The organism is Blastomonas sp., assembly GCF_046294995.1.
In the GTDB taxonomy this organism is placed as follows: Bacteria; Pseudomonadota; Alphaproteobacteria; order Sphingomonadales; family Sphingomonadaceae; genus Blastomonas.
The window spans coordinates 1-26,351 of sequence record NZ_JBKBOG010000017.1; the positions used below are offsets into that span (position 1 = coordinate 1).

Sequence of the window (26,351 nt, forward strand, 5' to 3'; positions counted from 1 at the left end):
CCCGGGGCTTTTTTTTTTTGGTCGGTTTCACCCGGGGGGCTATTTTTTTGCACTCAAAACCGGAACCAAAAAGCGGCCGCGATCCAGAAGATCGCGGCCGCTTTTCTGATGGAAGCTCGCAGCCGATCAGCTGATCAAAGCACGCAGCATCCAGGCATTTTCTTCGTGCTTGCCGATGCGGGCGGTCAGCAGATCGGCGGTGAACACGTCATCGGCCTCTTCTGCGACTTCGACGAAATCGCGCATGCGCTTGGCAATGGCTTCGTTGTCGGTGATCAGACCCCTGATCATCGCGTCTGCGTCACGCGGCGTTTCGCTCGAATCGACCACCGAAAGCTTGGTATAGTCACCGAACGATGCAGGTGCGATTTCACCCAGAGCGCGAATGCGCTCGGCGATCACGTCGGCCGCAGCGTGCAGATCTTCATACTGCTCTTCGGTCAGCTTGTGGACCGAGTAGAACGAAGGGCCGACGATGTTCCAGTGAACGCCCAGCGTCTTCAGATACAGCGAATAGGTATCGGCCAGCCCGTGCTGAAGCGCCTTGGCGACTTCCTTGCGATCGTTGGGCTCGATGCCGGTGTTGACGTTGTCCTTGCTGGTCGTGCCCTGAAGACCGGACTTGCCGGCACCCTTCTTGGTCGCAGCTTTGGCGGTGGTTGCCATGATATGTCTCCTGTTAGAAAATCGAAAAACGGCTGGCTCCTGCTCCTGGCAGCAACCTTACCCGACAGCCTACGCGTCACGCGATACGCGGTTCCGCCAGGTCGCAAGCGATCATACGTTCCAAATGTGACACAACCAGACTCTTGACAGTCCGCTGCAAATAGAAGCTAATCGGGAGAGGAGTGGGGCTATGAACGACGAACTGCAACCATCGGGCGTCAAACAGAAATCTGAGCAGCAACCGCCGCTTGCTCTGGTGGGCTGGACACATCTCGACATGCCCAACGGCATCGATCTTAGGGTCGAGTGCGCCAGATCGCGGATCGCGCTGGACAACGACATGATCGAGCAGCAGGACATCGTGATGACCCGCAACCAGGCGTTGCTGCTGGCGCGCTATCTCTTGAAGGTGACCGGGCAGACCCTGCAGGAAGACCCCAAACCGACATTCTGGGTGCGGGTGAAGCAGTCGCTGGCATTTTCCAGATCCCCCGCCAGACCGCCAGCCAGACCCGCTGCACGCGGTGCGCCGCGCCGCTGGGCCTCCTGATCCCGCCACGCGCTTAACGCTTGAAGTGCGAAGGGTCCGGGTCTAACGGGCCAGGCGATGGGACACCTGCGCACTCTTGCGAACACTCTGCTGCCGGCGCTGCTGGTGGCGCTGCTGTTCGGTGCGCTTGCGCCGCAGGGGTTCATGCCAAGGTTCGGGCCGCAAGGCCTGACGATCGAGCTTTGCTCAGGACTTGGCAACAAGACGGCCACGATTGCGCGCGACGATCCGCGCTATCAGGATTACGCCATGCTGGCAGCGGCCAGCAGCGATGCAAGCGACCACGATTCCGGCGAAGGTGACGACAATCCCGTGCCGCCCTGCGCGTTTGCTGGCCTCGCGACATTGGCCCTGCCGGATGTCCCGGTAACCTTGCCGCATATGGTCGCAAGCCGCGATGTTCCTCCCGCGCTGCACCACAGCCTGCTGCGCGCGCGGCACCATGCCGCAACCCCGCCTGCCACCGGACCACCCTCGCTCACCTGAACCTTGTCGAAGCTGCCGCAGCTGGGCCTGCGCGCCGGATAAACCGGCGCGTCGATGGCTTATGCGGTTCATCCTTTCCCCGTTCAGGGACGAGTACATCCATGAAGAAATCCGCCATTTTGCGCGCCGCCCTGCTGGGCGGTGCCGCGTTCGCTATCGTGTCTCCCGCTCTTGCGCAGGGCGTCGGCCAGCGCACCGAGCCGGTCATCGTCGTCACCGCCAGCGCCGCCGGCACGCCGACATCGCCCTCGATCGAGGAGGCCCGGCATAGGCTGGAGCGCATCCCCGGCGGCGTCGGGCTGGTCGAGGACACGGTGTTCGCCGAGGATTTCGCCCAGAGCATCGGCGATGTCCTGATCTTCACCCCCGGCGTGTTCGCCGACACCAGCGCGCAGCGCGAATCGCGCATCTCGATCCGCGGATCGGGACTCAATTCGGGCTTCGAGCGGCGCGGGCTGACCGTGCTGCGCGATGGCGTGCCGATCAGCCGTGCGAGCGGATCGACCGAGTTCCAGGAGATCGACCCGCTTACCATCCGCTATCTCGAGGTGTTCAAGGGCGCCAACGGCCTGCAGTTCGGCGCGGCATCCTTGGGCGGCGCAGTCAACATCGTCTCGCCCACCGGACGCACCGCGCGCTCCAATTTCTCCGCGCGGATCGAGGGCGGCAGCTTCAACACCCTGCGCGGCAACGTCAGCGCATCGGGGGTGGCGGGAGACACCGATTACTATATCGGGTTGACCGGCCTTCGCGATGATGGCTTCCGCGAGCACAGCGATGTGCGCAGCCTCTATGGCCACGGCAATATCGGCTTCAGGCTGAGCGATGCGGTCGAAACCCGCTTCTATGTCACCGCGCTCAGCGACAATTTCGAATTGAACGGATCGCTGCGCCTTGCCGATGCGCTGGCCAATCCCCGCGCTGCGGGGCGTCCGGTCACCGTCGGCCCGTTCCGTCCCGGCGGCCCGGTGACGGTGCTCGATCCTGGCCCCGTCGCCGATGACTGGGACCGCAACCTCGATGTGCTGCGCATCTCCAACCTCACCGCGATCACTCTGGGCGCCAGTACGCTCGAGATCGGAAGCTGGTACACCCGGCGGACGCTCGATCATGCGATCACCCGCTTTGCCGGGATCATCGACCAGAAAGAGGACGAGTTCGGCGTATCGCTGCGCGCGCTGGGCGAGTTCACGCTATTGGGCGATGCTGTCAGCCGCTGGACGCTGGGCGGCAGCTACGCCAAGGGCGACACCCGCGCCCGCCGTCACCGCAACCTCAATGGCGAGCGCGCCGGGCTGACCAACGAATCCGATCAGGATTCGGCCAATCTCACCGCCTTCGGCCAGCTCGACCTGGGACTCACCAGCAGGCTGACCGCGGTGCTGGGCGGCCAATATGTCAAGGTGACCCGCGATGTCGAAGCGATCCTCGCCGAGGTCTCGGGGCGCGGTGAATACGAGCAGTTCAGCCCGCGTGTCGGTGTGCTCTACGCGCTTGGCGGCAACGCGCAGCTCTACGCCAACATCAACCGCAGCTTCGAACCTGCGAGCCTTGCCGACCTGACCTCGGGCGGCTCGCGGCCGTTCGCCCCGCTCAAGGAGCAGCGCGCGACCACCTACGAGATCGGCAGCCGGGGGCAGGCGGACTTCGTCGCCTGGGACATCTCGCTGTATCGCAGCGAGGTCGAGAACGAGTTTCTCGACTTCGGCGTTCCGGGCACCAACGGGTTCGTGTCGTTCACCGACAATGCCGACAGGACCATCCACCAGGGTGTCGAACTTGGCCTGGACGTTTATGTCGCGCGCGCGCAGCTGGCGGCGCGGGGGCAGGCGTTCACGCTGCGCGGGGCGTTCACCTTCAACGACTTCCGCTTCGACGATGATGTCACGTATGGCGACAACCAGCTCGCCGGCGTCCCGCGCACTCTCTTCGTGTCCGAAGCACGGTTCGAGCAGAAGGAGTCTTGGTACGTCTCGGCCAACCTGCGCTGGGTGTTCGATGGCCCCTGGGCGGACTTTGCCAACACCGAGCGAGCCCCGGGATACGAGCTGGTCGGGCTGACCGCGGGGGTCGACGTGCTGCCCGGGGTGCGATTGTTCGGATCGGTCGAGAACCTGTTCGACACCGTGTTCATCTCCAACGTCGCCACCAACGCCAACCAGTCGCTCGAGCGCGCCGCGATCTACACGCCCGGGGTAGGGCGCGCGATCTACGGCGGCATCACCGCGCAATTCTGAGCGAAATAGGGAGAACAGCATCATGGCAAACCGTCCCAAGCTCGCACGCTGGTCGATGAGCAAACACCAATGGCTGGCGCTGATCGGCGGCATTAGCCTCTTCATCTGGGGGCTGTCAGGCATGGCGCATATCGTCATGGTGCTGTTCGGCCCGCAACAGGCCGAATTCATGCCGCCGATGCGCGCCATGGATATGACGAACGCGCAGCCGGTGGAAACGGTGTTGGCAAAGGCCGGGATCGCGAAGGCGACATCGGTCAAGGTGGTGGTCAGCGAGGACAGCAACCTGTTGCAGGTGACGCAAGCACCCCAGGCCCCTCGGCGATACTTCGCGCTCGACTCAGGTGCCGAACTGGCAGGGCAGGACGCCCGCCAGGCGGAGTTCATCGCGCGGCACTACCTCAATGACCAGCGCCCCGTCGCCGAGATCGTCCACCAGACCGCGTTCGATGCCGATTATCCCTGGGTCAACCGGCTGCTGCCCGTCTGGCGCGTCCGCTTTGCAGGCGATGACCGGCTGACCGCCTATGTGCACACCGAAACGAGCAGCCTCGCTGCGGTCAACAATCTCACCAAGACCCGGCTGCAGACGGTGTTCCGCTGGCTGCACAGCTGGGAATGGGTGCCGCCGCAGCTGGAATGGTTGCGCGTCATCGTCATCACGCTAATGGTCGGGAGCCTCGCCGCACTCGCGGTCACCGGAACCCTGCTGCTGGTCGCGATCCGGCGCGGCAAGCGGCTGGCAGGATCCAAGGGCTGGCACCGCGCGATGGGCTATGTCCTCGCATTGCCGCTGCTGATGTTCTCGGTCAGCGGCATCATCCATCTGGTGCAGTCAGCGTTTGAACGCCCGACCAGCCAGATGCGGATGTCGCCGCCGGTGAATGTCGCGGGCGCGCGTTACCCGATCGAACGCGATTGGGCCGAGGTGGCAGCAGGGCTCGACGTCAACAGCCTCTCGCTGGTCGAAGCCCCCGATGGCCGCCCGCTTTATCGCCTGGGGCTGGCCCAGCCGCGCGATGCGATGCCCAAGGGCGAGCACGATCACAGCGCGCACGCCGGACACGCGATGCCGATGGGCGACACCGCGATCCGCAATGCCCGCTTCGACGGGGTAAGCCCCACCGGCCCCGCGCTTTATGTCGATGCCGCCACCGGCAAGCCCTGGGCAGACGGCGACAAGGCACTGGCCAGGGCGCTGGGGCGCCGTTTCAGCGGCGCGCCGGACAGCGCAATCACCGGAATGGAGGTCGTCACCCGCTTCGGACCGGACTATGACTTCCGCAACAAGCGGCTGCCGGTGTGGCGGATCGATTATGGCGCGCCGGTGGATGCCACGCTGTTCGTCGATACCACTACCGGCGTCCTCGCCGACCGCACCGAAAACTGGCAGAAACCCGAGCGCACCATCTTCAGCTTCATCCACAAATGGAACTTCCTGTTTCCGATCGGCCGGGTGGGGCTGAACGTCGTGGTGGGCGTGTTTGTGCTGCTGCTGATGGGGTTCATGGGCGGCATCGGTCTGGTCTGGGACCGGCGTCGCAGGCGGGCGCGGACAGGTTGATGACGGGCCGATGCGATCAGCGGACCAGCAGATGCATACAATAGCCCGCTGCCCTGACGCGCGAACAGCCTGTTTCAGTCACAAATCCATCCACTTTACTTTCCTTGGATGCAGATGTTGTTTGACAGTCTTGTATGGCACGGGCATTCAACTCTAACCGACTGAAAATACAGGGGAAAATTTGGTGAAAAATTTTGCATATGCTATGTCATTAGTGCTACTGTCTACAACCATAGGGACGTCCTGCTTCGCGCAGGAGGTCATGACGATTGGGGCCGAACAGCGCCCTACGCTGCGCGCCGGAACGTCGGTTCCGCTCAAAACGCTCACCGAATTGACCACCAAGGGCAAGAAGCTGCGGGTGGGCGACCGCTTCAATCTTGAAGTGTCTGAACCCGTGATGGTCGATGGCGTCACGGTGATTCCGGTGGGCAGCCCGGCAATCGGTGAGGTCACAAGCGTACGCAACAAGGGCATGTGGGGCAAATCGGGGGCAATCGAGGTGCGGATGCTGTATGCCACCGTCAATGGCCGCCAGATCAGGCTGTCGGGCGCGAGCGATGACAAGGGGGTGACGGGCACCGCTGGCGTCGTTGGAGCCGTGGTATTGCTGCCGGTCGCAGGTTTCTTTCTGACCGGTACAAGTGCGGTGATCCCAGCTGGCAGTTCGGTCACCGGCTTCGTGCAAGAAGACGTGCCGCTGTCGTTTGCCAAAGGCGCCGAACCGGCACCGATGGTCGTAGGAGCCGCCGCAGCCGCGACGGCTGCCGTTGCAACCGAGCAGCCGGTCGTGGCGTCGCCGGTCGGTCAGTAAGCGAGTATCCAACAGCGGGGCAGGCGGCGGCAAAAGCTGCTTGCTCGCTGACACCATTGGCCCCTAGTCTTGGCCAAAGACTGGGGGTCCAATGAACCGAACACTTGCACTTGCGCTGGGCCTTGCGGCTGTCCTTTCCACGCCGCAGGCCCATGCTGCGCCACGTGCGGCCGTAGCGGCCAGCCCCTATGTCGGCACCGAAAAGCGCGACGGGCTGTATCCGGTGCATGTCGACCAGAAGACCGGTCGCATCCTGCTCTCGCTGCCTGCTGCAGATGCGGACGGGGTGGTCGCGCGGATGCTCTACACCACGGCGTTGCGCACCGGACTGGGCTCCGCACCGATCGGTCTCGATCGCGCACAGCCGGGACCTGCGCAGATCCTGCTGATCCGCCGGTTGGGCAAGAAGGTGTCGTTCGAGCTCGAAAACCCGCGCTTCCGTGCCAGCGCCGGATCACCGTCCGAACAGGCCGCTGCCGCGAACGCCTTTGCGACATCGATGCTGTGGCTGGGCGATGTTATCGATGCGCCCGATGGCCGGCTGCTGGTCGATATCGCGCCGTTTCTGGCGCGCGATACCCGCAACGTCGTCGGTCAGCTCAATTCCAGCGGCGAGAAGGGCTGGAAGCTGGTCGATGGCTTGAGCGCCGCCGATCCCGCTGCGGTCCGCGCCTTTCCGCTGAATCTCGAGTTCGAGGCGCGGCAGACCTATGCCACGGACACGCCAGGCCCCGAAGTGCGCAATATCGCGCCCGATTCCCGGCAGGTGACTTTGGTGGTCCGCCACAGCCTGATTGCCTTGCCCGAGGCTGGCTATGTGCCGCGCGCCTTCGACCCGCGCGGCGGAAGCTTCGCGACGCAGATGCTGGATTTTTCCGCACCGCTCGGCGGGCAGATCGTCCAGAACCTCGCCAACCGCTTCCGGCTCGAGCGGGTCGATCCGACCGCGCCGCGTTCGCGGGTGCGCAAGCCGATCAAGTTCTACATCGACAACGCCGCACCCGAGCCGATCCGCACCGCCCTGCTCGAAGGCGCGTTGTGGTGGAAGAGCGCGTTCGAGGCGGCGGGCTATATCGATGCCTATCAGGTCGAGATCCTGCCCGAGGGCGCCGATCCGCTCGACATGCGCTACAATGTCGTCAACTGGGTCAACCGCGCGACACGCGGCTGGTCCTATGGCTATGCGGTCACTGATCCGCGCACCGGCGAGATTCTCAAGGGCGCGGTGCTGCTGGGGTCGCTGCGCGTGCGGCAGGACATGCTGATCTACGAAGGGCTGGTCGGCGCGGACAAGACCGGCACCGGTGGCCCCAACGATCCTGCGCAGGTCGCATTGGCGCGAATCCGCCAGCTTTCCGCGCATGAGATCGGCCATGCGCTCGGGCTGTTGCACAATTTTGCCGGCAGCACACAGGACCGCGCTTCGGTGATGGACTACCCCGCGCCGCGCATCGGCCTGAAGGATGGCCTGCCCGATCTCTCCGATGCCTATGGCGTGGGGCTGGGGCGCTGGGACGCTTATGCGATCGATTGGCTCTATGGGGATCCGGTTAGCGGCGACCCCGACGCGGCGGCGATGGTCAAAGCGGGCGAGGCGGCGCGGCAGGGGCTGCGCTTCGTCGCGGACGAGAACGCCCGCAATGTCTCGACGAGCCAGCCCTGGGGCAGCCTGTGGGATGACGGCGCCGATCCGGTGGCAGAGCTCGACCGGATGATGCAGGTGCGTGCCGCGGCGGTGTCGCGGTTCGGACCAGCGGCACTGGCGCCCGGCGAACCGGTTGCCAATCTGCGGCGCAAGTTCGTGCCGATCTGGCTGGTGCATCGCTATCAGGTCGAGGCGGCGGCCAAGCTGCTCGGCGGGATGTACTCGCAATACGCGGTGGCGGGGCAGGGCGATGGCACAGCCGCGCCGGTTGCGCCAGGTGAACAGCTGCGCGCGCTGGATGCGCTGATGGCGACGCTCCAGCCTGCGGTGCTCGACGTGCCCGCGCCGCTGATCCCGCAATTGTCCGCCGGGTTCTCGGGCGACAGCGACCGCCAGACCGAGATCGAGCTGATGCCGATGGCGGGCGCTGCGGCGTTCGATCCGCTGGCGGCATCGCAGGTCGCAGCACAGATCACGCTCAACGCGCTGCTTGCGCCCGAGCGGCTGGCGCGGATGACGCAGCAACACCGCGCCGATCCTGCAAGCCCCGGCGCGCAATCCGTCGCACAGCGGTTGCTGGCGCTGGTCGATGCGCCTGCAGGCGAGGCCCGGCTGCAACCTGTCCGCCGGGCGTTGGCCACGCGGATCGTGCTGTCGCTGGCCAAGGCGGCGCGCAATGGCGCCAGTGGCATCGACGCTTCCAGCAGGATCGATCAGGCGTTGCACGACTGGGCCGACGCGCAAGCAGGGCGGCGGTTTGGCGACCCTGCCGACCGCGCCTGGGCGCTTTCGATGGCGCGGCTGGTCAAGGACAGGGACGCGCTGACCGCAGCGCTCGCCGGCGAAAAGGCCGAGGTGCCGATCCCGCCGGGCATGCCGATCGGAGGGTGATAGCGGCCTGCCGCCGCTGAGAAAGCCGACAACCGGGGAACACAAACGGCCGCGCTTCGCTTTCTGTAGAAGACAGCGAAAGGATGACGAAACGATGGGTTTCCTGAAAGACGGCAAATGGCACGACGAGTGGGACTATAACGACGAGGACAGCGGCGCGTTCGAGCGCGACGATAGCGCTTTTCGCAACTGGGTGACGGCCGATGGATCGCCCGGGCCGACAGGTGAGGGCGGCTTCAAGGCCGAACCCGGGAGGTACCTGCTCTACATCAGCCTGGCCTGCCCCTGGGCGCACCGGGTCAACGCCGCACGCCATCTCAAGGGGCTCACCGGAGCGATCGAACTGGTCGTGGTCCATTGGCTGATGCGCGAAGGCGGCTGGTCGTTTCGCGACGGCGAATGCGTGACGCCCGATCCCGTGTGCGGCGCGGCGAACTTGCACGAGGTCTATACCAAGGCAAAGCCGGACTATTCGGGCCATGTCACTGTTCCGGTGCTGTGGGACACAAAGACGGAGACGATCGTCAACAACGAGAGTGCCGACATTCTGCGGATGCTGGGCAGCGCGTTCGATGACTGCGGCGCGAACGATCTCGATCTTTACCCCGAACCGCTGCGCGGCGAGATCGATGCCCTCAACGACAAGGTCTATGATGCGGTCAACAACGGCGTCTACAAAGCGGGCTTTGCCGCGTCACAAGAGGCGTATGAGGCTGCGGTGCATCCGCTGTTCGCCATGCTCGATGAGCTGGAAGAACGGCTGGACGGCAAGGATTGGCTGGTCGGCGACCAGTTCACCGAGGCCGATCTTCGGCTCTGGACAACGTTGATCCGGTTCGATCCGGTGTACGTCACCCACTTCAAATGCAACATCCGCCGCATCGCCGACTATCCCAATCTTTCGGCCTTTACCCGCCGGATATATGAGATGGATGGAATGGCCGAAACGACAAATTTCAAGCACATCAAACATCATTATTTTGAGAGCCATCTCCACATCAATCCGACCGGGATCGTGCCTGCCGGTCCCGATCCACTGGTGCCCGGCCTGGATCGGCAGGACTAGAGCCAGGCGATCGGGTTGGACAGTCGTTGGCCAACAGGATGTGGTGCTGATCTCGGCAGGCTGAATTCAAGGCGTTATGTCTTGGCCAGCAACACCGCCGACCTGCAGCAATTGCGCCCTGCGGCCTTGGCCGCATACAGGGCATTATCGGCAGCACTCAGCAACGCCTCCGGCATGGTGACCGACCCGCCGTCGCGCGCCATGGCGGTTGCGCTGCCGATGCTGACCGACACGGGCTGGGCATCCAGGCCGCCATGGAGAATCTGCAGGTTGACGGTGGCTTTGCGGACACGCTCGCACACGATCGCTGCAGCGCGCGTGTCCGCTTCGGGCAGAATGATGCCGAGCTCCTCGCCGCCATAGCGGGCGACGACATCGCCCGGATAATGCACCGCAGATTGCACCGCCAGCGCGACGCTGCGAAGGCAGTCGTCGCCCACCTGATGACCATAAGCATCGTTGAACGCTTTGAAGTCGTCGATATCGACCAGCAGCAGCGACATCTGGCTGCCGGCACGCAAGGTGGCCTGCCAGGTCTCGCGCAACGCCTCGTCGAACGCACGGCGGTTGGCCAGCCCGGTAAGGCCGTCCTTCATCGCCATCGCGCGCAGGGCATCCTCGAGCGCCTTGCGATCCGATACGTCCCTGATCACGACCGCGCGGTTGCCCGGGTCGCCGTCGATCCGCTGACCCATCAGCCGGGATGCTATCTCGACCCACATCTCGGCGCCATCCGCCCTGATAACCCGAACGGTGACAACCGTGTCATCGGTCCGGCCGGCGATGACCTCTCTGGTGGCCTGGGTGATCAGCGCAAAGTCCTCGGGAGCCACGAAATCGGCGACATGACGCCCGATGATCTGCGACGTCGGCAGACCGAATAGCCTCTCGGCCGACGGAGAGATGTAGCTCACCGTCATGTCTGGTCGCACCTGCGCTATCACATCGCTCGAATATCGGGCGATCAACTCCAGGACGGTCTGGTCGTCGCTGTCGTGCGTCATTGTCCTTTCCCTTCAAGACAATCCGCCCCCGCTGGATTGCAGTATGGAGAGACGGGCCTAACATGGTATGAACGCTTCCCATGAGACAGGCAGGCCCTGTCGCAGCGGGCAGTCCCGGTGGTAGCTGCTTGGCTGGATCGGACAGCGCGGATCGCGCGCGCGGATATCAGCCCGCTGATTTCAGCCGGGATACGACGTCCTCGTCGCGGATACGGCGCCAGCGTGCATCGACGAAGCTATGGATGCCGAACAGGAACAGGCCTGCGGAAACCAGGATGTAAAGCTGCGGATATTCGTTCAGCGATGACAGCGCGTCGCCCAGCCCCTTGACTTCGGAGGCCGATCCAAACCAGCCCGCGCGCAGCAGCGACAGGCCGATGACAGCGAACACCACCGCCCGTGCCGCAAGGCCCGCCCGCCCGACAGGGACCACCCAACGCGGGGCGCTGGAAGCCACGCCTTTCATGAAATCGACGGTCCAGGCCTTGACCGCCTGGTGCGCGGCTGCAGCGAGGAAACACAACCCTACCGCGCCGAGCGCGGTGTCGCCGAGCGGCATATCGAGCATCATCTGTCCCGCCGCCTGCTCCTGTTCGCCGCTGCCTTGCCCCGATCCGCCGGTTGCAAGGCGCGTCGCCGCATACGCCATCAGGAAATGCGCAATGCCGCTTGCGGCATAGCCGACGCGAACGGCGATGCCCTTGGCGTCATCGCCCTTGCCTTCGCTGTCCAGCACGGCGCCGTACAACCTGTAGGCGCCATAGAACGCCAAGCCGACCGCCAGCAGGATCAGCAAGACCATCCCGCCCTGTGATTCCCCAATCGCGCGAAACACCCCTTGCGGGCTGGCCTCGGAAGACCCTGCGCCCGAGATCGCGAAATATGCCAACAGGCAGTAGACGACGCCGCGCGCAAACCAGCCGGCCCGGGCAAATGTCTCAAGCCTGCGCAATCTATCGATCATAATGTTCCCCGGAAAAATGGTAGCAGGCTTACGCATGCACGCAGGCGCAGTTCCCCCCAAGGCTCGCCGCAAGCCGCGCGCGCATCGACACCGGCGCGAGAGGCAGCCGAATGCGAGGCATCAGGCCTGATTCTGGCCTTGCGGTATTGCGCGACAAGGCAATTGTCTGACATTTTCACCTTGTCGAGGCATGTTCGGCTATGGCAGGTAGCACGCGAATTCCTGCCGACACTGGTCGGGACCAAGGGTAATAGGACAGCGCATGGCTCGACTGAGGATATGGCATACGGACAGCCAGAACGGCGTCCATCCACGGCGTTCGTGCCAGGCGCTGGCGCGCGCACGCTTTGCCCGTGAGGCGCAGCTGTGATGCCCATGCGCCCACTCACCCTCCACCCCGACCGCCTGTTCCCCGCCGACAGCGATATCCGGGCGATCACCCGCCGCCTTTACGACAGCGTTCGTGCTCTGCCGATCATCAGTCCGCATGGGCACACCGATCCGCACTGGTTTGCGCACGACGCGCCCTTTGCCAATGCCAGCGCACTGCTGCTGCAGCCCGATCACTATGTCTTCCGCATGCTGTACAGCCAGGGCGTGCCGCTCGAAGCCCTTGGGCTGACACCGGTATCCGATGAGGGCGCTGCCAAGGTCGATCCGCGCGAGGCCTGGCGCATTCTGGCCGGCCATTACCACCTGTTTCGCGGCACACCGTCGCGCATGTGGCTCGACTGGGTGTTTGCCGAAGGCTTCGGCATCGATGTGCAACTCACCGCCGAGACGTCCGATGTGTATTACGACCGGATCACCGATGCGCTTGCGACGCCCGCATTCCGCCCGCGCGCGCTGTTCGACCGGTTCAACATCGAGGTGCTGACCACCACCGAGTCGCCGCTCGATACGCTCGAACATCACCGTACGATCCAGTCGAGCGGCTGGAAAGGCCGGGTGCTCACCGCCTATCGCCCCGATCCGGTGGTCGACCCGGAGTATGAAGGCTTTCGTGACAATCTGGCCCGCTTTGCCGAGCTGACCGGCGAGGACACTCTGACCTGGCAGGGCTATCTGGCCGCGCATCGCAAGCGCCGGGCGTTTTTCGCCGAGCATGGCGCGACCTCGACCGACCACGGCCATCCGACCGCGCTGACCGCCGATCTTTCCGAGGCAGAGGCCGAGGCCCTGTTCGCGCGCGTCATCCGCCCCGATGTCTCGCCGCAGGATGCAGAGCTGTTCCGCGCGCAGATGCTCACCGAAATGGCGGGGATGAGCGTCGACGATGGGCTGGTGATGCAGATCCACCCGGGCGCGCTGCGCAACCACAACCCTCATGTCTTTGCCCGGTTCGGCCGCGACAAGGGCGCAGACATGCCGATGCGCACCGATTATGTCCACGCGCTGCGCCCGCTGCTCGCGCGGCATGGCAACAACCCCGATCTCACGATCATTCTGTTTACGCTGGATGAGACGGTCTATGCCCGCGAACTCGCGCCGCTGGCCGGGCATTATCCCGCGCTCAAGCTGGGCCCTGCCTGGTGGTTCCACGACAGCCCCGAAGGCATGCGCCGCTTCCGGCTGGCGATGACCGAGACCGCAGGCTTCTACAACACCGTCGGCTTCAACGACGACACCCGCGCCTTCCTGTCGATCCCCGCACGGCACGATGTCGCCCGCCGGATCGACTGCGGCTTTCTGGCGACGCTGGTGGCCGAACACCGGATGGAGGAGTGGGAGGCCGCCGAACTGGCGCACGACCTGTCCTATGCGCTGGCGAAGAAGGCCTACCGGCTGTGAGGCTGTCGCGCGAGGCGGCGGCTTCGCTCTCCCCGGACGTGGCGCGCCCGGGCTATGACTTTGCCCATCAGCGCACGGGCATCGTGCATTTCGGCATCGGCGCGTTCCACCGCGCGCATCAGGCGGTGTACACCGACGATGCGATGGCGGCAGGCGATGCCAACTGGCGGATCATCGGCGTGTCGCTGCGCTCGGGCGATGTCGCGGCGCAACTCAACCCCCAGGATGGCCTTTACGCGCTCGCCCAGCGCGCGACCGATCAGGTCTCGACCAGACTGATCGGCGCTGTCGCCGGAGTGATCGTCGCGGCCGATGCACCCGATGCCGTCATCGACGCGCTGGCCTCGGCAGATACACATATCGTCAGCTTCACGGTCACCGAAAAGGGCTATGTCCGCCGCCCGGACGGATCGCTGGACTGGGACAATGCCGATGTCGCATCCGACCGCGCCGGAACCGCACCGCCGCGCACTATCTACGGATTTGTCGCGGCGGGGCTTGCCCGGCGCAAGGCAGCTGGTCTGCCCGGCCTCACCTTGCTCAGCTGCGACAACCTGGCCGACAACGGCGCCAGGCTCCACCGCCTGATGAGCGGCTATCTGTCCGCCACCGATCCGGCGCTGGCCGACTGGTTCGACGAGCATTGCCGCTGCCCCGCCACGATGGTGGACCGGATCGTTCCTGCGATGACCGAGGCCGATCGGCGCTGGATCGCCTCTGTCACGGGGGTGGAGGATGAGGGCGCGGTGATCACCGAGCCGTTCTGCCAATGGGTGATCGAGGATGATTTCGCCGGACCGCGTCCGTGCTGGGAAGCCGTCGGCGCGCAACTGGTCAGCGATGTCGGCCCCTATGAGGCTGCCAAGCTGCGGATGCTCAACGGCGCGCATTCGGCGCTCGCCTATCTCGGGCTCGATCGCGGCCACGAATATGTCCACCAGGCGATCGGCGATCCTGCGCTGCGCGGGACCATCGACACGCTGATGCGCCAGGAGGCTGCGGCCACCCTGGACCAGGATGCGGGGATCGACTTGCATGCCTATGCCGATGCGCTGATCGCCCGCTTCGCCAATGCTGCGCTTGAGCACCGGCTGACGCAGATCGCGATGGACGGATCGCAGAAGATCCCGCAGCGCTGGCTCGAGCCGCTGGCGATCAACCAGGCCGCAGGCCGCAGCACGCCAGCCACGTTGCAGGCACTGGCGGCCTGGATCGTCCACATCCGCGGCACCAAGCGGCCCGTCGATGACCCGATGGCAGCGCAACTGGCGGAGTTATGGCAGCAGAACGGCGCCGCCGGAATTGCTGCGGCATTGTTCGGCCAAGACGGACTGTTTGCATCGACCTGGCAGGCGAAGCCCGATGAGCTTGCCTTGCTGAGCGAGCAGGTGAGGGCGGGATAGGGGCAGAAGAATATCGATATCGCGCTCGCCCAGCGCCAAAAAGGCCGCGCCAGCGCCCGCGTGCATTCAGATATTCACCGGCGCGTGGTGTGTGGCCGATGCGTTTCGAAGCGGCCCAGTGCGACAAAGCCCGCTGTCATTCCCGGCAGGCTGTCGGCAAGGTGGACGATGTCTCCAGCACACAGCATCGCTCCCCTGGTGCGGGTGATCAGTATCTGGTCGCGCGCAAGGCGTGCCCCGCCATGTCTCGGCCGGTTGATGACCGCCTTGCGGCCGGCCATCTGGTAGACGATCCCTTCGCCGGCGATGATCCGGGTGGACCGGATGCGGTTGAGGGCGATGCACTCGGTGCCCGTATCGACCAGCGGCAGCGCCTGCTCGTCGACCGGGGGCACGAACAGCAGCGTGTCACCGACCGGTTGCGCCGTGCCGGCAGAGCCGGTGATCGCTGACAGCAGCGCCACCACAAGCAGCGGATAGTGCATGTAAGCCACGTTCTGGATGCTCCTGCAGCGCGGTTTGTGGGCACCTTGAGGGGAAGGGCTAGCCGGAACCTTCCCCTCAAGGCGCTTCCGGGCTGCCCGGGGCGAGCAGGTCCGGTCAAAACCAGCCTGGGGTGTGGCTGGCTTTGATGGTAAGACGTCGCCCGCACGGGGAACCCGCAATCGGCCGTCTCGATTTTTTTGGGGCAAAATGCCGCGCGTTATACGGCTGCTTGCAGGTGGTGACGTCTGGGTGCATGGGCATCGCCCGATTTCCCGTTCTGAAATTGTTAGAAACCGCTTTCCTTAGAAAACCGCTGTCCGATGTCTGCCCAAGGTCTCGAAGCCGTATTGATCGCCGAACGCGAGCCGCTGCTGCGGTTCCTGCGTGCGCGTGGTGCAGCCGATGCCGCCGAAGACATCCTCCAGGACCTTTGGCTGCGGCTGTCTGCGCTCGATACCGGGCCCATTGCCGACGCGCGCAGCTATATCTATCGGGCCGCCAACAACGTGATGCACGACCGCTATCGATCCGCTCGCCGGTCCCGGCAGCGCGATGCGGACTGGGTGGAGGCGCATGGCGCTGACGGAGAGGCATCGGAAGCGCCGCTCCCCGACCGGCGGCTGATCGCGCAGGCGGCGCTGGCCGAGGCCGAGGCGCTGCTCAGGGGCGAGGGCGAGCGGGTGCTGCAGATCTTTCGCATGTTCCGCATCGAAGGCATAGGCCAGCGCACGATCGCAGACAAACTCGGCCTGAGTCTCAGCGCGGTGGAGAAGGATCTGCAAAAGGCGTACCGCGCGCTGATGCATTGGCGGGAGCAGCAGGATGCGGATTGAGCGCCACCGTGACGTCCTTGTTGCAGGACAGATGATATGACGGACACAAAAGACCACATCCGCCAGCAGGCGATCGAATGGGCGTTGGCGACCCAAGAGACGGATTTTACCGGCTGGGACGGGCTTGTCCGCTGGCTCGAGGCCGACCCGCGCCATACCGATGCCTATGATGCGGCGCTTGCCGCTGGCAACGTCATTCCCGATCTCGCGGCGCTTGCTGCGCCGCCCTTGCCGCGTGCGGCGAATGATGAAGACCAGGGCACGCGCCGTCCAGCCGCGCCGCGCCGATGGATCGTCGGCGCGCTTGTCGCATCGGTGCTTCTGGTCGTCGCAGCGCCGTTCTGGCAGATGCGGCCGCAGCCTTATTCGGTGACGACGGCAATCGGCGAACGGGAAACGGTCAAGCTCGCCGATGGCAGCCGCATCCTTCTCAACGGCGGCACGCGTATCGCTCTCGACCGGCGCAACATCCGTTTTGCCCGGCTGGAGAGCGGCGAGGCGCTGTTCGAAGTCCGGCACGATGCGCGCAACCCGTTCGTGGTGGAGACCGGCGATGTCCAGCTGGTCGATGCCGGTACCGCGTTCAACGTCATCCGCACCGGCGCTTGGCTTGACGTCGCGGTGTCGGAAGGGGTGGTGATCGTCAATCCGCAGCGGGAGAATGTGCGCCTGCCAAGCGGACGGCGCGCGCGCGTCGATGGCAGGACCGACAGGATCGTCGTGTCCGATATCGCGCCCGATCAGGTCGCAGGCTGGCGGTCGGGGCAATTGAGCTTTGCCGACACCAGCCTGGCAGACGTCGCAGCGGCGCTGGAGCGTGGCCTGGGCACACGGATTGCGGTCGATCCTGCGATTGCGGCGAGGCCGTTCAGCGGCGTGGTGCAGATCAACGGACGCGATGGCGGCTCCGTTGCGGCGATCGCGCCGGTGCTGGGCACACGGGCCGTCCGCCGTGGCGAGGGCTGGGAGCTGGTCGGCGCCGATGCGAACCCCTAGTCTCTCGCTGCTGGCCTTTCCCCTGCTGGTGGTTGCGTCGCCGGTGCTGGCCGAGGCGCCGGCATCGATCGACATCGCTGCCGGCCGGCTGGATGCCGCGATCATCACGCTGGGGCGACAGGCGGGCATCAACATCGGCATCAGCGACCGGCAACTGGGCGCACACCGGGTGCTGCGCCTGCGCGGGCGGATGACCCCGGCGCAGGCGCTCGAGCGTCTGCTCAAGGACAGCGATGCCCACCCGGTGCGGTTGGCGTCCGGGCACTGGCGCATCGTCCGTCAGTCGAAAACCACGCGGCGAAGCGGCGCACCGATCCGGCTGGCGGTGGCGCTGCCAACCGGCTTGCCCGCGCCGGTCGAGGAAATCATCGTCACCGCCAAGCGGCCACCGCCTGCTGGGCTGCTGGCGCGCGATGTGCCTGGCCAGTTCGAATTGGCCGGCGATTTCGTGCTGGGTGCGCAGGGACGCGGATCGGCGGCGCTGGCCGAACGGTTGCCGGCGCTCGGATCGACGCAGCTCGGTCCGGGGCGCAACCGGCTGTTCCTGCGCGCCATCGCCGACTCGAGCTTCAACGGCCCGACGCAGGCGGTGGTCGGCCAGTATCTCGGCACCGCACGGCTCAACTACAATGCTCCTGATCCCAATCTGCAACTGGTCGACTTGGGAACGATCGAGGTCCGGCAGGGGCCGCAGGGAACGCTGTATGGCGCAGGCACGCTGGGCGGGGTGATCCGGCTGATTCCCAATATGCCCGACCTGGACGGCTGGCACGCCGCACAGTCGATCTCGCTGGCCGCCACGCAGCACGGCGACCCTTCCTTCGATGGCAGCGCGATGGTCAACCTGCCGGTGATTCCGGGCGCGGTTGGCCTGCGCGCTTTGGTCTATGGCAGCCGTGACGGCGGGTATATCGATGACCGGCTGCGCCAGCGCGACGACGTCAACCGTGTCGATACCATCGGCGGACGCATTATCGGGCGGATCGAGCCGGGCAACGGCTGGGCGATCGACCTGATGGGAGCGGCGCAGGACATCGACGGACGCGACAGCCAGTATGCCGACCGGATCGGCAGCCATCTCGACCGGGCTAGCCCGTTCGCGCAGCCGTTTCGCAATCGCTTCCGGCTTGGACAGGTGGCGATCGGCAAGCAGTGGGACAGTTTCGAGCTGATTTCCACGACGACCGTCACCGGTCTCGACCTGCTCGAAACCTTCGACACCAGCCAGCCCGGTTCCGCGCCCAGCCTGTTCCGGCAGCGCGGCGAAACCCGGCTCATCACCAACGAGACACGGCTTTCCGGGGCGACGGCAGGCGGCATCGGCTGGCTCGCCGGTACCAGCCTGCTCAACAACAGCTATCGCATCCGCCGGGAGCGCGGTTCGCTTGCGCGGGCATCGGCGATCACCGGGATCGAAAACGAGGTCGACGAGGCGACCGCCTTTGCCGAACTGACGCTTCCGGCGAGCGACAGGCTGTTCGTCGATATCGGCGGGCGGATAAGCCATGTGCGGCTGTCGGGCGAGGCGCTCGATACGCCGTTGACGGCGATGGCTGCCTTCGCGCGCAACGAGGCGCGGCGGGCGCAGACCGCGTTCCTGCCATCTGCAGGTGTCCGCTACCGGTTCTCCGATTCCGTGTCGGGTCATGCGCGGTATCAGGAGGGGTTTCGTCCCGGCGGCATCAGCGTGCGCAACGAGATGGTCCGCCGCTATCGACCCGACCATGTCTCGGCGGTCGAGGCGGGGCTTGCGTTTTCGGGCAGCACGCTGAGCGGTGACGTCACCCTTGCCTATACCCGCTGGCGCAACATCCAGGCCGATCTGATCGACAGCGACGGGTTGCCTGCGACCGAAAACATCGGCAGCGGACGCATCATGACCGTCGATGCGACGCTGGCTTGGCAGCCGTCGCGCGCGTGGTCGTTCGAGGCGTCGGCGGTGTGGGCCGACAGCCGCCTCGCCAGCCCATCGGCGGGGATTTTCGTGCTGCCGGAAAACCGCGTGGGGTTCGATGTTGCCACCATCCCTGCAGGCGCGGTGGTTGCAGACAGCAACGATCTGCCCAATGTCGCACGTCTTTCAGGGCGCTTGGGAGGAAGCTACCGATCCGTGCTTGGCACGCTGGGCGATCTGACCGTCAGCGGATCGCTGCGCTATGTCGGACGTTCGCGGCTGGGCATCGGGCCGGTGCTGGGGGCAGAGCAGGGCGATGTGCTCGACACCAGCCTGTCTGCCAGCGTGACGCGCGGTGGACGAAAACTCTGGATCGAGGCGACCAACCTGGCCGATGCGCGCGGTAACCGCTTTGCGCTGGGATCGCCCTTCACCCTGCCGCTGGGCGAGCAGATCACGCCGCTGCGCCCGCGCACCATCCGGGTCGGCGCAGACTTCAGCTTCTAAAATTTGCTCCTGTTTGCAAGCGCTTGATCTGAAATCGCGCGATATTTGCGTAGCGACAATACGGGTCTGAATCGTCGGCAGCGTCTTGGAGAGTGAACCTGAAGGTTCCTTCCCATCACCGAAAGGACGAACATGCGCCTCTTGCTGGCTTGCACCTGCCTGACCCCGATTTCGATGCTTCTGCCCCACGCTGCAGCGCTGGCCGAGACCAACGTGACCACCGCGCGCACCACCCCGATCGCCACCGGCACCGCCAACAACGGGGCGGCCGACAGCATCAAGATCACCAGCACCGGATCGATCAAGCCGGCATCGGGCGTGGCCGTGACGGTCAACAGCAACCATGCCGTGACCAACGAGGGAACGATCCAGATCACCGATGCCAGCAACTCCGCCGGGATCGTGGTGAATGACGGAACGAACGCGACGATCACCAACAGGGGCACGATCACGATCGATGAAACCTACGCGCCGACCGACACCGACACGGACGGCGATCTCGACGGACCATTTGCGCAAGGTCAGGGCCGGTTCGGCATCCGCACCCTGGGCGCGCTGACCGGATCGGTCGTCAACAGCGGCAACATCACCATCGAGGGCAACGACAGCGCTGCGATCAGCCTGGAAGGGCCGCTCACCGGGTCGCTCACCAGCAGCGGCGCGATTGCGGTGCTGGGCAACAACGCTGTCGGCATCCGCACCGGTGCGGTCAGCGGCAACGTGGCGCTGACCGGATCGATCGCAGCGACCGGAGCCAACGCGACAGGGGTCGCCATCACCGGCCCGATCGGCGGCGCGCTGACGGTGCAGGGGGCCATCACATCGACCGGCTACCGCAGCACGACCTCGCCCGCCGACCCCAGCAAGCTCGATGCCGACGATCTGCTCCAAGGCGGCCCGGCGCTTCGGGTGGCAGGCTCGGTCGCGGGCGGAATCCTGTTCGATGCCCCGCCGCCGAATACCAAGCCCGACGACAAGGACGAGGACAAGGACGGCATCGACGACGACAAGGAGGGCACGGCTTCGGTCATCTCGTACGGCGCGGCACCTGCGGTGCAGATCGGTTCGGCCAGCGAAGCGGTCAACGTCGGTGCGGTCGCGGGAACGGCCGCCGCGGGCCATGGCATCGTCAACAACGGGCGCATCCAGGGCAATGGCGTCTACAAGGATGTCGCTGCCAACGGGATGGTCATCGGCGGGCAGGGAGGCGCGACGACGATCACCGGCGGTATCCTCAACAACGGCACGGTCGGTGCGCTGTCGAATGGCGGCAATGCCACTGCGATCCGCATCGGCAATCTTGGAACCGTGCCCTCGCTGCGCAATACCGGCACCATCGAGGCTGCGGGAGGCAGCGCGGCGACAAGCCTGGTGCGGGCCATCGTCGTCGATGCCGGCGGCACGCTGACCAGCCTGTCGAACAGCGGCAAGATCACCGCGACCGCCGCCACCGATGGTGCAGCCAGCGCGATTGTCGATCTGTCGGGATCGCTTCGGACGGTCGAGAACACAGGCACGATCAGCGCCATCGCCGCCAAGCCCGGCACCGACAAGGCGATCGCGGTCGATCTTGCCGCCAACACCACCGGTGCCACGGTCCGCCAGAGCGCGTTGACCGCCGAAGGCCGGCCGTCGATCACCGGCGATATCCGGTTCGGGTCGGGCAACGATCTGCTGGAGGTTTCGGCGGGCAGCATCACCGGGGCGATGCGCTTTGGCGAAGGCGCAAACCGGCTGGCAGCCAGCGGCGAGTCCCGGCTGACCGGAGACGCGACGTTCGGCAGCGGGGCCGATACGGTGCAGCTTTCGGGCAAGTCCTTGCTGGCGGGCAAGCTCGATCTGGGCGGCGGCAACGACACGCTGGCGATCTCCGGCACTGCGCAGCTGCGCGGCACGCTCAGCGGGGCTGGGCAGGCGGCGATCACCGTTTCGGGCGGATCCTTGTCCATCACCAGCCCGGGGGCAGTGCGGCTGGGTTCGCTCGCCGTGACCGACCAGGGGACCATCGGCGTCACCATCGATGGCAAGGCGGGAAGCTTCACCCGGTATGAAGTCGCCGGAGGCGCCAGCTTTGCCACGGGTTCCAAGGTTGCGATCAATCTGGTCAACGTCAGCCAGTCGGAAGGGACCTACCAGATCGTCTCCGCCGGCAGCCTGACCGGCAGCGCCAATCTTTCGACGACCAGTGTCGCGCTTCCATTCCTGTTCAAGTCGACCCTGACCGGCAGCGATGCCGCTGGCACGGTTTCGGTCGACGTCAAGCGCAAGTCGGCCACCGAACTCAGCCTCTCGGCATCGCAGGCGCGGGCCTATGATGCCGTGTTCAAGGCACTGGACAGCGATGCTGCAGTGGCGGGCAGCTTTCTGGCGATCAGCAATGCCGATCAGGCAAGTGCCGCCGTGCAGCAGATGCTGCCCGATCATGCCGGGGGCACCTTTGCCACGGTGACCCAGGGTTCGCGCGCCACCGCGCGCTTCCTCACCGATACCGCTGCGCCCTATAGCGACCAGGGGAACTGGGGCTTCTGGCTGCAGCAGACGGTGTGGGGAAGCACCAAGGACCGCGATAGCACCGCCGCGTTCGATACCAGCGGATGGGGCGGCACCGGCGGGGTCGAGATCAAGGCGGGCGATGTCGGCAATTTCGGCGTGTCGCTGGGCTATCTCAACGGCAAGAATGACGGCGACGAAACCGGCAACCAGATCAGGTCCGACCAGTACGAGCTGGCCGCGCACTGGCGTGGCAACTGGGGCGCGCTGCGGGCATTCGCACGCGGTTCGGCCGCACAGATCGATTTCAGCGGCACCCGCCGGTTCGCCGCTGAGGTGGGGGGCAGCGCGGTCTCGCGCGTCGCCAGCGCAGAATGGTCAGGGCAGCTGTACAGCGCGTCGGCAGGGCTGGGCTATGAGGCAAGGCTCGGCAGGCGCCTGATCCTGCGGCCTTCGGCTTCGATCGACTATTACCGGCTCGACGAGGACGGCTATGCCGAAACCGGCGGCGGTGATGCCTTCAACCTGACCGTCGACAAGCGCAGCAGCGACGAGATCGCGGTCAACGGCACGCTGGTTGCGGGTTACGACCTTGGCAGCCTGGCCGGAGACGATGCCTGGATCCGGGCCGAAATTGAGGGCGGTCGCCGCCAGATCATCGGCGGATCGCTGGGTGATACCACCGCACGGTTCAAGGGCGGCGAGGCATTTACTCTGGTGCCCGATACGCGCAACGATGGCTGGATCGGCGGCCTACGGCTCGTCGGCGGCCAAGGCAGCTTCGCCATGGCAGGCCAAGTCGGCGCCGAGGAACAATACGACAAGGTGGCGCTCAACGCCCGCGTATCGTTGCGCATCGGCTTCTGAAGCGATCGGTGAAACCTTGAGGGTGTGCACCCCGCCCGCCGCGTGAACCTGCGGCGGGCGGGGCGCCACCCTCTTTGCCGTTGGCGGCGCGCGCTTTGGTGCGCCAAAACCCCCACGGGTTTAGAACAACGTCTCGACCTGCGCCTCGAAGCAGTAGCCGATTCCGCGCACCGTCTTGATCCAGTTGCGCGCCGATGGATTGGCTTCCAGCTTGCGGCGCAACCGCAAAATCTGGACATCGATGCTTCGGTCGAAAATGTCCTCGTGCATGCGTGTCGCGCGCATCAGATGAAGACGGCTCAAGGGACGAAGCGGTGCCTCGAGAAAGCAGGTCAAAAGGCTGAACTCGCGCTTTGAAAGCTCGATGACCGCTCCGCTTGCATCGCGCAGGGACCGGGTTTTCTGATGAAGCTCCCACCCGTCGAAACGGAAGCCGCGGACAGTCGGACTTCCTGCAATGCTGCGGCCGATTTCCTGGCGCCGCAATATCGCGCGCGCCCGTGCCAGCAACTCGCGCGGCTCGAAAGGGTGGATGAGGACGTCATCGGCGCCAAGTTCGAGACCAACGACATAGTCGATGTCTGCGCGCCTTTCATCCGTAAGCAGGATCAACGGCACGAAGGTCTGCATGCGGATGCGGCCGAGGATGGCGAAGCCCGACGGCCCCAATGAATCGAAATCGACAATCATCAGGCCGTAGCGGCCTCTTTCCAGATGCCGCAAAAGATGGTGAGCCTCGATCGGTACGATTTCGCCGCGATGCCGCTCCAGAAAGGAGGAAAGCCTCGTTCTCAGCGCGGCGTTGTTGCTGACCACGAGCACCCTTCCCAGGGATGTGGTAAGCCCGAGCGACTGTTCCCACGCCAACCCACCGGAGGCGTCCGGCGCCTCATAGGCACGCATATCCAGGCCACGCATTGCTGGCGCACCCGTATCGTTCCTGCACTGCATATCACATGGCCCTGTCATGATAATTTTCGCCTGCACTGGGTTGGGCATCGAACGTCGTGCTGGGTTTCACGCCCGCAGGCACACAGCGACGCGGATGCAACAGCGCGGGCAGATATCAAATCTATCAAATATATCAAGAATGATTGTTTGCGGAGTGAGCCATTTTTGCGTTAGACGGAGTGATGCGGGCAACCGAGCCCGCCCGATATGGACATGCAATGAACGATGACATCCTGACCACGGCCCAGACGGCCAAGCTGCTGGGCGTTTCCGTGCGGACGGCGCAGCTGCTGATCGAAGGGGGCTCCGTGCCGTCGTGGAAGACGCCGGGTGGTCACCGCCGCGTCTATCGGCGCGATGTCGAGGCGATCATCACGGCCGGTTCAAGCGAACCTGCCAGCCCATCGGCGAACGTTCTTGCGGTGGTGCGCGGCAGCATGCGCGAGGAGCTCGCCTTGCAGCTTGGTGGGTTCAACGTCCGGTTTGCCGAGAACACGGCTGCAGCTTTGCTTGCGATAGGCGAACGCGAACCCAGGATCGTCATTGCAGAGTATGACGAGGCCGAAACCGCAACAGCGCTCATCGGTGCCCTGCTTGCTCAGACGAACATCGCTCCGAACCACATGATTGTCGTGGGAACCCCCGATGGAGCAAACGGGCGCGCCCTCGGCCACGCCATCCATGCCAGGGACACGGCTGCTGCGGTGGTTGCCGTCAAGGATATCCTTGCCGATCCGCCCAACCTTCGGCTGGAATCACAGGGCCTTCCGTTTCCGGTCGGGCTGAACGAGCACCAGCGCCTGATTGCGCTCGAGCGATCCGGGCTGGTGGACAGCGCACCGGAAGAGGCCTTCGATCGGATCGCCTGGCTTGCCGCCAACACGCTCGACGCCCCGATCTCGCTGATCACGCTGCTCACGCCGACGCGGCAGTTCTTCAAGGCGCGTGTCGGCCTCGATATGACCGATACGCCGCGCAGCTGGGCATTTTGCAACCACACGGTTCTGCAAAAGGACGTGTTCGCCGTCGAGGACCTGAGCCTTGACCCCAGGTTCTCCGACAACCCCGCAGTAGCCGACGATCCCTCGTTCCGGTTCTATGCCGGAGCACCGATCCTCGATGGCGCGGGCTTTGCCTTGGGATCGCTGTGCATCATCGATTTCGCTTCGCGCACACTCGACGATCGCCAGACGCGAACGCTGCACGAGCTTGCCGAACTGGCGAGCACCGAACTGCGGTTGCGTGAAATGAAGCGAAGCCGACGCTCGCCTGTTTCGCGCTCGGCAATCACCGTCTGAAGGGCCAAGTCCGGCAGATCCAGTGCGTATCCCGGCCTCGCAGCGCGTCTTGCGCTACAAGCGTAATCGACAAGGCATGGTTCCGACACCGCAGCGCAAGATACGATTGCCATAGCCCTCTCTCGCTTTTCAAGGAGAGGGCTAATGCACGCGATAACCGGCAGTTTTCAAAAGGATCTGTTTGCAGGCCAGACAATCCTGGTCTCGGGGGGATCAAGCGGCGTCGGGCTCGCACTGGCGCGCGGGTACGCCGCTTTGGGCGCGAATGTTATTGCGACCGGCAGTTCGGAGCAGAAGCTGGCAGGAAACCGCCAGGCACCCGCCAACCAGGGAATCGAATTCATCCGGCTCGATGTGCGCGACGGCGCGGCTATCAGCGAACGGATGTCGCAACTGCCCCGGCTCGATGTTCTGGTCAACGCCGCCGGTGTCATGGTTCCCGACGCGCCGTTCGATGAGGCCGCCTATCTCGACCTGATCGACGTCAACCTTCACGGCGCGCTGCGCATGGCGCTCGCGGGGCAGCCGCTGCTCACGCAGTCTGCGGGGTCGATCATCAACATCGTGTCGATGATCTGCTTCACCGGAAGCGCCTTCATGGTCGGCTACACGGCAAGCAAATCGGCGCTGAAGGGGTTGACGCACACACTCGCGCATCGGTTTGGGCGCGACGGAATTCGCGTCAACGCCATTGCCCCGGGGTTTCACAGAACCGAGATGACCGCCCCGGTGTGGTCCGATCCGGTCGTCTCGGATCGTGTTGTCCGACGTACCGCGCTTGGACGGTGGGGCGAGGTCGATGATCTGGTGGGCCCAGCGCTGTTCCTTGCCTCGCCCGCCGCAGCCTATGTCACCGGCGAGACGGTCATCGTTGACGGCGGCTGGCTCAGCGGGTCGGGTCTCGATTAGGCGATCGAGTCATGAGACCGGCTGGAATGGGCGTCGATC

20 protein-coding genes are annotated in these 26,351 nt (G+C 65.1%); 15 read left to right on the forward strand and 5 right to left on the reverse strand.

Going from position 1 to position 26,351, the window contains the following annotated elements:
* Positions 1-126: 126 nt before the first annotated feature.
* A complete protein-coding gene (locus tag ACK4R0_RS14655; RefSeq protein ID WP_409675505.1) occupies positions 127-666 on the reverse strand; it encodes a Dps family protein in 540 nt (179 codons plus the stop codon).
* A 190-nt stretch (positions 667-856) separates the two neighbouring features.
* Here ACK4R0_RS14655 and ACK4R0_RS14660 point away from each other — a divergent pair, with 190 nt between their 5' ends.
* The 7 genes from ACK4R0_RS14660 to ACK4R0_RS14690 all read left to right on the forward strand — a co-directional run bounded on the left by ACK4R0_RS14660 (position 857) and on the right by ACK4R0_RS14690 (position 9,919).
* Positions 857-1,216 carry a hypothetical protein gene (locus ACK4R0_RS14660; protein WP_409675508.1) on the forward strand — a complete coding sequence of 120 codons (360 nt, stop codon included), beginning with the start codon at positions 857-859 and terminating at the stop codon, positions 1,214-1,216.
* Positions 1,217-1,273: 57 nt separating this feature from the next.
* On the forward strand, positions 1,274-1,702 hold the full coding sequence (locus ACK4R0_RS14665) for a hypothetical protein (RefSeq protein ID WP_409675511.1): 429 nt from the start codon (positions 1,274-1,276) through the stop codon (positions 1,700-1,702).
* Between the two features lie 101 nt (positions 1,703-1,803).
* A complete protein-coding gene (locus ACK4R0_RS14670; RefSeq protein WP_409675514.1) occupies positions 1,804-3,939 on the forward strand; it encodes a TonB-dependent receptor family protein in 2,136 nt (711 codons plus the stop codon).
* A gap of 22 nt (positions 3,940-3,961) precedes the next feature.
* Positions 3,962-5,503: a PepSY domain-containing protein gene (locus ACK4R0_RS14675; protein WP_409675517.1), complete on the forward strand. Its 1,542-nt coding sequence runs from the start codon at positions 3,962-3,964 to the stop codon at positions 5,501-5,503.
* A 262-nt stretch (positions 5,504-5,765) separates the two neighbouring features.
* Entirely contained in the window at positions 5,766-6,317 is a 552-nt protein-coding gene (locus ACK4R0_RS14680) for a hypothetical protein (RefSeq protein WP_409675520.1), read from the forward strand.
* 91 nt (positions 6,318-6,408) lie between these two features.
* Complete coding sequence (locus ACK4R0_RS14685) at positions 6,409-8,853, forward strand: zinc-dependent metalloprotease (RefSeq protein WP_409675523.1); 2,445 nt, start codon at positions 6,409-6,411, stop codon at positions 8,851-8,853.
* A gap of 94 nt (positions 8,854-8,947) precedes the next feature.
* On the forward strand, positions 8,948-9,919 hold the full coding sequence (locus ACK4R0_RS14690) for a glutathione S-transferase family protein (protein ID WP_409675526.1): 972 nt from the start codon (positions 8,948-8,950) through the stop codon (positions 9,917-9,919).
* 74 nt (positions 9,920-9,993) lie between these two features.
* On the opposite strand, the gene ACK4R0_RS14695 is transcribed toward ACK4R0_RS14690, so the two are convergent.
* Positions 9,994-10,923, reverse strand: coding sequence for a GGDEF domain-containing protein (locus ACK4R0_RS14695; protein ID WP_409675529.1), 930 nt, complete (start codon positions 10,921-10,923; stop codon positions 9,994-9,996).
* Positions 10,924-11,089: 166 nt separating this feature from the next.
* A complete protein-coding gene (locus ACK4R0_RS14700; RefSeq protein WP_409675532.1) occupies positions 11,090-11,887 on the reverse strand; it encodes a DUF1206 domain-containing protein in 798 nt (265 codons plus the stop codon).
* Positions 11,888-12,256: 369 nt separating this feature from the next.
* On the opposite strand from ACK4R0_RS14700, the gene uxaC reads away from it, so the two are divergent.
* Together uxaC and ACK4R0_RS14710 are read left to right on the forward strand one after the other, a co-directional pair.
* Positions 12,257-13,678: a glucuronate isomerase gene (uxaC, locus tag ACK4R0_RS14705; RefSeq protein ID WP_409675535.1), complete on the forward strand. Its 1,422-nt coding sequence runs from the start codon at positions 12,257-12,259 to the stop codon at positions 13,676-13,678.
* Positions 13,675-15,081, forward strand: coding sequence for a mannitol dehydrogenase family protein (locus tag ACK4R0_RS14710; RefSeq protein WP_409675538.1), 1,407 nt, complete (start codon positions 13,675-13,677; stop codon positions 15,079-15,081). Before uxaC ends, ACK4R0_RS14710 begins: the two co-directional genes overlap by 4 nt.
* 74 nt (positions 15,082-15,155) lie before the next feature.
* Here the strand turns inward: ACK4R0_RS14710 and ACK4R0_RS14715 are convergent, their stop codons facing one another.
* Complete coding sequence (locus tag ACK4R0_RS14715; RefSeq protein ID WP_409675541.1) at positions 15,156-15,575, reverse strand: hypothetical protein; 420 nt, start codon at positions 15,573-15,575, stop codon at positions 15,156-15,158.
* A 312-nt stretch (positions 15,576-15,887) separates the two neighbouring features.
* On the opposite strand from ACK4R0_RS14715, the gene ACK4R0_RS14720 reads away from it, so the two are divergent.
* From ACK4R0_RS14720 to ACK4R0_RS14735, 4 genes are all read left to right on the forward strand, one after another.
* On the forward strand, positions 15,888-16,400 hold the full coding sequence (locus tag ACK4R0_RS14720; protein ID WP_409675544.1) for an RNA polymerase sigma factor: 513 nt from the start codon (positions 15,888-15,890) through the stop codon (positions 16,398-16,400).
* 36 nt (positions 16,401-16,436) lie between these two features.
* Entirely contained in the window at positions 16,437-17,396 is a 960-nt protein-coding gene (locus ACK4R0_RS14725) for a FecR family protein (protein ID WP_409675547.1), read from the forward strand.
* Entirely contained in the window at positions 17,383-19,797 is a 2,415-nt protein-coding gene (locus tag ACK4R0_RS14730; protein ID WP_409675550.1) for a TonB-dependent receptor domain-containing protein, read from the forward strand. Before ACK4R0_RS14725 ends, ACK4R0_RS14730 begins: the two co-directional genes overlap by 14 nt.
* Before the next feature lie 174 nt (positions 19,798-19,971).
* Positions 19,972-23,154: an autotransporter domain-containing protein gene (locus ACK4R0_RS14735; protein ID WP_409675552.1), complete on the forward strand. Its 3,183-nt coding sequence runs from the start codon at positions 19,972-19,974 to the stop codon at positions 23,152-23,154.
* A 120-nt stretch (positions 23,155-23,274) separates the two neighbouring features.
* Here the strand turns inward: ACK4R0_RS14735 and ACK4R0_RS14740 are convergent, their stop codons facing one another.
* Entirely contained in the window at positions 23,275-24,057 is a 783-nt protein-coding gene (locus ACK4R0_RS14740) for a winged helix-turn-helix domain-containing protein (RefSeq protein ID WP_409675555.1), read from the reverse strand.
* A 266-nt stretch (positions 24,058-24,323) separates the two neighbouring features.
* On the opposite strand from ACK4R0_RS14740, the gene ACK4R0_RS14745 reads away from it, so the two are divergent.
* Positions 24,324-25,403 (forward strand): GAF domain-containing protein, encoded by a 1,080-nt coding sequence (locus ACK4R0_RS14745; RefSeq protein ID WP_409675558.1) that lies wholly within the window; start codon positions 24,324-24,326, stop codon positions 25,401-25,403.
* 144 nt (positions 25,404-25,547) lie between these two features.
* Positions 25,548-26,312, forward strand: a complete 765-nt coding sequence (locus ACK4R0_RS14750) for an SDR family NAD(P)-dependent oxidoreductase (RefSeq protein WP_409675561.1) — start codon at positions 25,548-25,550, stop codon at positions 26,310-26,312.
* The last annotated feature ends 39 nt before the right edge of the window (positions 26,313-26,351 follow it).